The 8910-nt window shown below is 65.4% G+C and carries 7 protein-coding genes; 4 read left to right on the plus strand and 3 right to left on the minus strand.

The features are described 5' to 3' along the window. Nucleotides 1–79 precede the first annotated feature (79 nt). The 3 genes from ABT061_RS48015 to ABT061_RS48025 form a co-directional block, all read right to left on the minus strand. On the minus strand, nt 80–829 hold the full coding sequence (locus tag ABT061_RS48015; protein WP_350930404.1) for a transposase family protein: 750 nt from the start codon (nt 827–829) through the stop codon (nt 80–82). 522 nt (nt 830–1351) lie between these two features. Beyond that, complete coding sequence (locus ABT061_RS48020; protein WP_350930405.1) at nt 1352–1945, minus strand: hypothetical protein; 594 nt, start codon at nt 1943–1945, stop codon at nt 1352–1354. An 83-nt stretch (nt 1946–2028) separates the two neighbouring features. Further along, nucleotides 2029–2997 carry an ankyrin repeat domain-containing protein gene (locus tag ABT061_RS48025; RefSeq protein ID WP_350930406.1) on the minus strand — a complete coding sequence of 323 codons (969 nt, stop codon included), beginning with the start codon at nt 2995–2997 and terminating at the stop codon, nt 2029–2031. A gap of 797 nt (nt 2998–3794) precedes the next feature. Here ABT061_RS48025 and ABT061_RS48030 point away from each other — a divergent pair. The 4 genes from ABT061_RS48030 to ABT061_RS48045 form a co-directional block, all read left to right on the plus strand. Continuing rightward, on the plus strand, nt 3795–4811 hold the full coding sequence (locus ABT061_RS48030; RefSeq protein WP_350930407.1) for a WD40 repeat domain-containing protein: 1017 nt from the start codon (nt 3795–3797) through the stop codon (nt 4809–4811). A 144-nt stretch (nt 4812–4955) separates the two neighbouring features. Further along, a complete protein-coding gene (locus tag ABT061_RS48035) occupies nt 4956–5756 on the plus strand; it encodes a hypothetical protein (protein ID WP_350930408.1) in 801 nt (266 codons plus the stop codon). Beyond that, a complete protein-coding gene (locus ABT061_RS48040; protein WP_350930409.1) occupies nt 5753–5938 on the plus strand; it encodes a hypothetical protein in 186 nt (61 codons plus the stop codon). The genes ABT061_RS48035 and ABT061_RS48040 overlap by 4 nt, the downstream gene beginning before the upstream one ends. 1347 nt (nt 5939–7285) lie before the next feature. After that, nucleotides 7286–8910 (plus strand): hypothetical protein (locus ABT061_RS48045; RefSeq protein ID WP_350930410.1); only part of this gene is annotated, 1625 nt, incomplete at its 3' end.

Consider the following 8910-nt stretch of genomic DNA (forward strand, 5'->3'; position numbering starts at 1 on the left):
CGGCCAATCCTGGAAACGACCAGTAACAATCAAGTACACGACAGGGGTCAGCTTTCACCTGTCGATAGGGGGTCATGGTTCAGACGACGTCCACATGCACGAGCGCTGTCGCTCGATGCGGGCAACAGCGCAGCCTAGTCAGCACCTTCCAGCCCTTCAAGGTCGCGACGGCACGCTCACCAATGGCCCGGATACGGGCGTGGGCGCGATTGACGTCCCGCTGCCCGCGCGACAACCAGGGCCGATGGCGATGTCGCTTGAACGGCGTCCGAATCGTGGCGCCCGTGCCTTGATAACCCTTGTCCGCAAAGGTCTTCAGGCCGGCGCCGGTCAAGACGTCGATTAGGCCGACCTTCCGAGCGGCGCTCACGTCGTGCACGGCGCCCGGCAGCGCGGGCGAGGCCCACACCAGTCGGCCCATGGGGTCGGCCAGCAGTTGCACGTTCATTCCATGCTGCTTGTGTTTGCCGCTGTAATACGGCCGCTCGTCGGCGAGGCGGTCAATCGGAATGAGAGTGCCATCCAGGATGGTGTAGGCCAGCCGGGATGCGCGCTCGACGGCGGCGTGCACGTCGTCGGCCAGGGCGACCAGGAGATCGACGGCTTCGCGAACATAGCGCCAGGCCGTGGTGGTCCCCACGGCGAAACCGGCGGCCAGGCGGGCGTAGGTGTCGCCATTGCGCAAATGGGCCAGGACCATTAGCGCCTGCTGCGCCGAGTCTAACTTCCGCCACCGGGAGCGACGTTCGGCGTGCCGGGTGCGGATGAGTTCGGCCAGGCGAATCAGGGTGTGGTTGGACAGTGGAATCGAGGCACGGTAAGACAGCAACGAGGCTCCCGGTTGGGGCATCGGATCTTGGTCGACTGCTGTCTTATCGGGAGTCTCCTCTCATCCGCCACTGCTTTCCGCAGACCCATCCTGACCAGTGCCTTCACGATGGAAAGAGCTCTCTGTTTCAGCGCGGGGGCTTCACAGCACAGCTGACCCGCGGAGAACTGAGTGACCAACTGGGTGACAACGCCTATGGACGGGGCCGGACGATCACGGACGATGAGGGACTGTCTCCGCAGCTCAAGTAGCGCATAGGCCAGGGTCCCAAGCCGGATGACTTGGCTTCGCATCGAAGGGGTCAGGGGTTCGAATCCCCTTATCTCCACCAGACGAAAGGCTCGGTTCCAGATCATGGAGCCGGGCCTTTTCGCTGTTCAGGTAACGTGCAGCTCGTCAGTGGTCATGACCGGACAGGGTGGTTTCCGTTGAGGGTTCCGGGGGCGGAGTCAGCGAAAAGTCAGCGGACGTCTTCGGAGTGGATGAGCTGCCACCGTGGCGAGGATGCTGGCCGACAACCGGTCAGGCAGCAGGGTTGTCGAGGATGACGACGGGGGCGTTCTCCACATCCGGCCACTCGCTGTCCAGGTCCATGCCGGTGGTCGCCTCGATGAAGGCGAACGCCGCGCTGTACTTACCTCGGTAGTCCTCCGGGGCGAGAGCGTCAAGCATGGCGCGGAAACCGGCCAGGATGCTCGGATCACCGTTCTCCACCCTGTGCTCGGTGAAGATGAAGTCGCGCATCCGCGCCCTGATCTCGCCGCCAGCCGCATAGAGGATCGTGTATCCCCCGTTGAAGTGCCAGGTCACCATCCACACGCGTGATTCCCTGCTGAGCTCGATCAGGACGCGGTCGGACAGACCGAAGCCATAGGCGAGTTCGAGGAAACCCCAGGTTCCTTCTCCCTCGGAGACGAGGAGGACGGGGCGGTCCTCCTCCCCTGCCTCTTCCCGGGGATACTCCATGACGCGCTGCTCGGGGGCGCAGCCTCCGTTCAGTCGTCGCAGGAGGTCGTCCACCGTGATCTCTTCGTTGAGGGGTTGCACGACGGTCCAGGAGAGTCCGTCCTCCAGCCACTGATGCCGCTCGAAGAAACTGCGGTAGTAGTCGATCACATAATCATTGTGGCGGAGGTCGAGCCGCATGATGAAGGCCCGACTCCAGATAGCGGAATCGGGCTTTCTCGCTGTATCTCCGATTAACTCCACCAGTCTTGTTGGGGCAGCTTGAGCCACATGTCGGCCTGGCCGGTGATCGATCGGGCGTCAGCCAGCCGGAGGTCCGCTCCGGCGAAGCAGTAGGCCTCGGCTTGGTGGTGGTAGAGGTAGGTGGCGAGGATCTCCTCTGCGGATTCTTCGGAGTAGACGCTGCCGCCGCCGGGGTGGGTGTCCCATTCCTCGATGGCGCCGTCGCGGGCGATGGCCCCCTGGTTGCCGCTCTTAGGATTGGCGAACAGCCCGTAGCAGACGGTGCCTACCGACAGGCGTTTTATGACGCCGGGGTTGGACGCGGCGTATCCCCACGGCTGAAAGACGACGCATCCGCCGGGCACGTCGGTGACACTGATGACGGACAAGCTGGCGTCGAAATCCGTCCAGGGATCCTCCATGATCTCTTCAACGTCGGCATCATCAGCTGGTACGGCCTCCAGGCGCCGTATCGCCTCGGCAGCGGTGATGTCGGCGACGCAGGCGAGGCTGTGGCCGTCGTCGTCGAAGCGCCCCAACGCGGCGATCAGGCGTCTGGCCTCTGCCACGGCGGCGGCCTCGGTGGCGGACAGGCCAGCCTCCTCATCGGGAAGAGTGAACAGATCAGGGGTGGGAGTGGCCAGGCTGAGCCGTCCAGGAGACCAGCCGTTCATCATCGGTCGCCACGGGTTTGCTCCGGCGGCGATCAGTGCGCGGGCGTTGTCGGGGCGGTTGTTAAAGACGGCTTCCCAGAGCGCGGTACGGCCTTCGTGTTCCGCGTCGACGTCATCGACACGCTGGGCCAGTTCCGTGACTACCTCGGGTGAACCGCGCTCGGCCGCCTCATGAAGTGGCCGTCCATGGAAGGACGTCCCTGAGTTCGGGTCGGCGCCCGCGTCGAGCCGGGCGCGGATCAGGCTGAGATTCGTCCAGCCGTCCCAGCCGATGTTGGACCATCCGGATCCATCGTTGACGACCATGGCTGCTCCTTAAGGGGATGTACGGGATGTATGACCGCCGATCATGGCGTACGAGGCCGACAGATTCAGGTCGCGGCCGCAGCCGGTCCAGGAGAGGGCCACATCCTCTGGTGGTCGTGGTCATGTCGGCTGGCGAGAGGCCGGGCAGAGTCAGCGAAAAGTCAGCGGACCCGCTGACACGAGAGCGCAGCCGGGATCAACGGACGTCATCATCACGGCACCTGACGACATCGAATGGCATCCGATGACCGGAAGCGGCACCCTCCACCAGGGTTCGCATCGAAGGGGGCAGGGGTTCGAATCCCCTCATCTCCACCGAGATCAGAGGCCGTTTCCGATCAGTCGGGAACGGCCTTCTGCATTGCCGGGTGACCAACTGAGTGACTATGTTTCTGATCATCACTTGGGGCTCGTCCTCAGGAGAAGTGGATTCGTTCGCGTGATCTAGCACGCTGCGACCACTCCCACTTTTCTCGGTCATCTGTGGCCGGATGGCTCCGCCCGGCCATCCCCGAGGTGTGATGCCGACCGGAAAGGACGATGAGTGGTGCCTGATCTGGGTCGGCTGGACACGGGTGATCCCGAAGCGTCCGGCCACGATACGACCGGGCGGTACGCAGGTGGTTCCCCCGACCTCGGCCAGCCTGTCCCGTCCGCCCGGCCCGCATCCGCTGGCCCCCACGGTCGAGGAGGACACGATTCCCGCTAGGGACAGGACTTCGGGGACGTCGGCCGTGGCGGTGCGGCCGGCGCCTTCCCGCCGACGCCTCGGGTGGATCGTCGCACTGATAGCTTGCGTGGCGCTCGTCGTCAACTTCTGGCGTTCCGCAGATCTGCTGGGACATCACGATGACGTCGTCTCGGCGGTGGCGGTCGGGCAGATGAACGGCCAACCGGTCGCGGTCACCGGCGGTAGCGGCTTCAATGACGACGGCACTGTGTGGGTATGGGACCTGACCACGCGCCAACCCCTCGGCGAACCGATAACCGGACACCCCGGCGTTCAGGCGGTGGCGGTCGGGGAGGTGAATGGCCGACCGGTCGCGGTCACCGGTGGTTATGACGGCACGGTGCGGGTGTGGGATCTGACCACGCGCAAACTCATCGGCGAACCGATGGTGGCCAACCGTACCGGCTTCGTCTCGGCGGTGGCGGTCGGGGAGGTGGACGGCCGACCGGTCGCCGTCACCGGCGGCGACTGGGGTGATGCCACTCACAAGCTCCCCGTGCGACTGTGGAATCTGACCACGCGCCAACCCATCGGTGAGCCGATGACAGGACACACCGGCCTCGTCACGGCTGTGGCGGTCGGGGAGGTGGACGGCCGACCGGTCGCCGTCACCGGTGATGTCGACGGCACTGTGCGGGTGTGGGACCTGGTTACGCGCCAATCCATCGGCGAACCGATGACCAGCCACACCCGTGTCTGGGGGGTGGCGGTTGGGCGAGTGAACGGCCGACCGGTCGCCGTCACCGGCAGCGAGGACGAGAACATACGGGTGTGGGATTTGACCACGTACAAACTCATCGGCGAACCGGTGCCGACCGGCCACACCTACGGGTTCTCGGCGGTGGCGGTCGGGGAGGTGAACGGCCGACCGGTCGCCGTCACCGGCGGTGGCGGCGGTCCCGACGATGACGGCATGATGCGGGTGTGGGACCTGATCACGCGCCAACCCATCGGCGAACCGATGGGATACACCAACAGTGTCTTTGCGGTGGCGGTCGGGCGGGTAAACGGTCGACCGGTCGCCGTCACCGGAGACGGTGACGGCGACGTGCGAATGCGGGATCTGAGTGCCTACACGAGATGAACCACGCCTATCGAGGTCGGTGCTCTTAGAGGGCCAACGCATCACCACTGTTCAGTGATGTACCTCGGCTGGCGCCACTCCTCATGATCGATTGTAGGGTGAGGCGTTCGCTCCCATCCCCTCCGAATCCTCAGGAAGCGTCCTGTGTTACGTCGTCACCGTTCAGCCCTGCCCGCCCTGCTCGTCACCGGTCTGTACGGCGCCGCGCTGATGGTCGCCGTCGTCGTCGCCCTGATCTCTGGCGACCTCGGCCCGTTGTGGTGGCTGACGCTGTTCGCAACCACGACCGAAGGCGTCGCGGCGACAGGGCAGAACCTGCTCCTCCTGGTCCTGGCCGGGCTGTCCTGGGCATGGGGGATCTGGCAGATCCTGCGCGGGCCGCTGGCGGGGCCGCCACCCCAGCAGGACCGGAACACCCTGCGGTTGCGCGTGGCGCTCTACGTCGCGACAGCTGCGACGTGGCTGCTCCACGTCACCGCGTCGATCTGGGCGGATGCGACGGTGATCGACTCTGCGGCGATGTGGGTGGTCGTGCTGCTGTTCATGCGGGTGCTGGGCGGCGACCGGCCGTACATGCGGGGCGCGGGGGTGCTGGGGTACGGCGGTTTCACCGTCATCGGCGTACTCGACCTCGTCGGCTGGCCCGTCCCGGATGTGGCGGAGTCGATCTGCGGTCTGGCCGGCCTGGTCTGGACGGTGCTGGTCCTGCGGGCCCAGGGGTACGACGACCGCTGGGAGACGGCGACCGTCGCATACGGTATCACCGCCCTGGTGGCGCCGATCTTTCTGGTACTGGCGGCATTGCCGTTCCTGGGCGAGGGAAGGGCTGTCGAGGCTCTCGGTGTGGTCTCGAGCGTCTTGATCATGATCTGGCTGGCCCGCTCCGCCCACGACCTCGCCGCCCCGCGCCACCAACCGGCCGCCCAGACTACGTCGGGGGCATGAGCCGACGAGCAGTCGCGTTGTCGGCCATCGCCGCCGCGCTCGTGCCGGCGGCGATGGCCATGGTGATCATTCGTCCGGGCGATCCTGAGCGCGCCGCCCCAGGATCGTGGAATGATCGCGCTCTCGAGGATGTCGCGTCCTACTGGACCACCGAACGCATGCGTGAGGCAGACCCCGGCTGAGAGACGGGATCAGCGGACCGAGACGTCGTTGAAGACGTTGATGGCGCCGTCGCCGTGGTCGCCGACTTCGCGATGATGTTGATGGGAGCCCCGTCGGCGAAGTCGCGGTGGCTGTAGGCGCCGATGATGTAGCCCCAAGCCCCAAGCCCCGGGCCACCCGCAAGTCCTGTTCCCGGCGGATTTCGGCTGACCGGCCCAAAGGAGGCCGGGGTGGTCCGACCCTCCACAAGGCCCTGCGTCAACTCCAGGTCCTGCCGGCCGTCTGGGCAGGTCAATGGCCAACCCGGAACCGATAAGGCCTGCGCTTCCAGGACCTGGGCGCCGACTACTTCGACACTCTCAGTCTCAAACGTCAGAGCCATAACAAGATCCGGGATCTGGAGCGGCTCAACCCCGGCATGAGGGTCGCCCTCATTCCCATCGCGGTTTCCACCACCTGATCACACGTCGTCACCGATCACTCGTCCGACACCGCCGGAGGTCTCCGAGCAAACCCCATATCGTCGCAGCTCTCCGTGATCTGGCGCCTGGGCGGGTGCCGGGTCGACGCCTGCTGCCTGTCTGTCCGTGGCGATTTCCGACCAGCACAACCATGAACTAAAGATGAACTAAAAGGGGGCATCCAAATTCCCATAAGTCCCTCATAAGTGATTTGAGTGACGCTTCGATCATTCGATCAGGCTTGCATTCAGGAAGTGTCATGAGACACGTACGGCTCTGCAGTCAACCGAGCAGCCTGGCAGCGATCACTGCCGGTGGGAACGTCGCGGGCACCTCCTCTCCCGGATGTGGGTGGACTCACGCGCTGCTGACGGAGAAGCCGCACCAGATGGGTGTGAATCGAATACGACATGGGATGACATCGGCCCCCGCCACGCCGGTGACGACACGCGCCGGCCGACGATGCCGAGTCCGTCACCTCCGCGTGCTGGGCGCGGAGCATCTGCTCTGGAAACCCATATGACGACCTCGTAGCGGCAGCTCGCCTCCCCAGCAGTCTCCGTGCCGGATAACGAGGGAACCTGGGCCGGCCGTCGACCAGGTGTGTCACCACGCACGGCTTCGCGGAAGGCCGTAGCCCCGAGCTCTCGCGGCGCGACCTCGGACAGGTGGCCTCCCCATCGCCGAGTTCACCCCGGCCGGACTCCCCCGGCCGACATCTATGCGAGAGGACCCTCAGTGAGGTCGAGATGGAGAAAAATTGACCGCCCACAACGTCGGGGATGGGCGTCCCGGCTGAGCCGGCTGGTCGCGACGGTGATGACCGTCGTGCTCACCGCGAGCCTGACACATGCAACGTTCGCCCCCCCGGTGTACGCCGATCCGTCGCCGGCGCAACAGGAGGCTTTGAACACCAGGCTGCACGCGACGGCCACGCACCTCAAGAGCCCGAAGCCGTACAGGGACAGTCTGCTCAGCGAGTATCTGGGGACACTCGCGCTCACCTCGCCGGGGTTGACCGAGGAGCAGTATCTCAGCCGGCTTCAGGCCGCCTCGGAACAGATCGACCAGAAACTCGGCTCGGAGGCCGACGCGAAGGACAGCGTGGACCTCATGTCCAGGATCGCCGAGGTGGGCGCGCGGGTTCCGGGAATGGAGGGGGTCGCCGCCACCGTCAAGAACGTGCTGCGCGACCTGGTCATCTCGCCGATCTCGCGGTACGACAGCTGGTCGGACGCGCTCGCCGCGCAGCGGTACACCGACCAGGAGACCTCCATTCTCCTGGACGAGGTGAGCCTCGCCGGTGCGGGCCGGATCCGGAAGGTGGCGCTGGACCTGGGTGTGGATCACCCCGCGGTGCGGGTCTGGAACTCCCAGGTCGGTGTCCGGTCCGGTATCACCGCCGGTGCGACGACCGCGGAGTTCCTGGCGGACGCCGAGCTCAACGAGGTGATCGGGCTCAGCGAGATTCTCAAGTACTCCCCGGGCGACCCCAGATGGCAGCAGGAGGTCGACAAGAGGCTGGGTGTCCTGCTGGCGGCGAACAACAAGATCATCAAGGACGCGGTCGAGGCGATCGACGAGTTGCAGAGCACGTACGACGGCGCGTTCCTCTGGAGCACCTCCGCTCCCGCGGAACCGCCCTGCGCGCCCGGGGCCGCCATTCGCACGGATGCCCTGGCCGACTGCAAGTCCGCCTTCGAACGGGCGCAGGAGAGCGCCGCGCAACGTGGAAAGTACATCAAGCACGTCGAGCAGGGACTCAAAGGGCTCGTCAGCGTCGTGGACTTCGCCGACAAGGAGAGCGGCAGGAGGGTGAAGTACCTCGGTGAGGCGGCCATCAAGGTCGCGAGCGCCATCAACGACTATCTCCCGAAGATCGCCGCGAAGGGATTTCAGGACGCCCTCTTCTCCCTGGGGTCGGTGGTGCTCACAGGGAACATCCTCGGCGCGATCGGAGCCCTGCTCCCGCTCTTCCAGGCCGGTCAGCCGAGCATAGAGATGCAGATCCTGACCGAGCTCGGCAAGCTCCGCCAGGAGGTGGTCACACTCCAGACCGTCATGTACAAGCAGTTCGACGCCGTGAACAAGAATCTCAACGTCATCTACACCGAGATGCTGGGCAAGTTCGACGAGGTCCTGAAACTGCAGCAGGTGTCGATCGCCCAGCTCACCCAGATCCAGGGACAGCTCCACACCATCGAGCAGAAGGTGGACACCTGGTCGAGCGAGATCATCAAGTCCCTGCAGAACGGCGCCCTGCAGGAGGCCCGCACAGCGCTCAACCGGCACCTGAGGCGGTCAAGCGGTAAGCCCGTCGCGTCGTTCGCCGAATACGACGAGGCTGAGAAATGGGTTCATTTCGCTGGGGTGTCGCAGGCGCGGGAGGAGCCGTTCGTGCCCAGCGCGGGCAGCTACCCCACTCATGAAAACGACCCGGTGGCCGCGCTGGATCTGTATGAGGAGACCGGTGGTGCGACCGGGTTCTTGACCTGGTACGGCAACCGTAAGTACGGATGGCCCGCCAGCGT

This window comes from Streptosporangium sp. NPDC002544 (assembly GCF_040295965.1).
Classification (GTDB): domain Bacteria; phylum Actinomycetota; class Actinomycetes; order Streptosporangiales; family Streptosporangiaceae; genus Streptosporangium.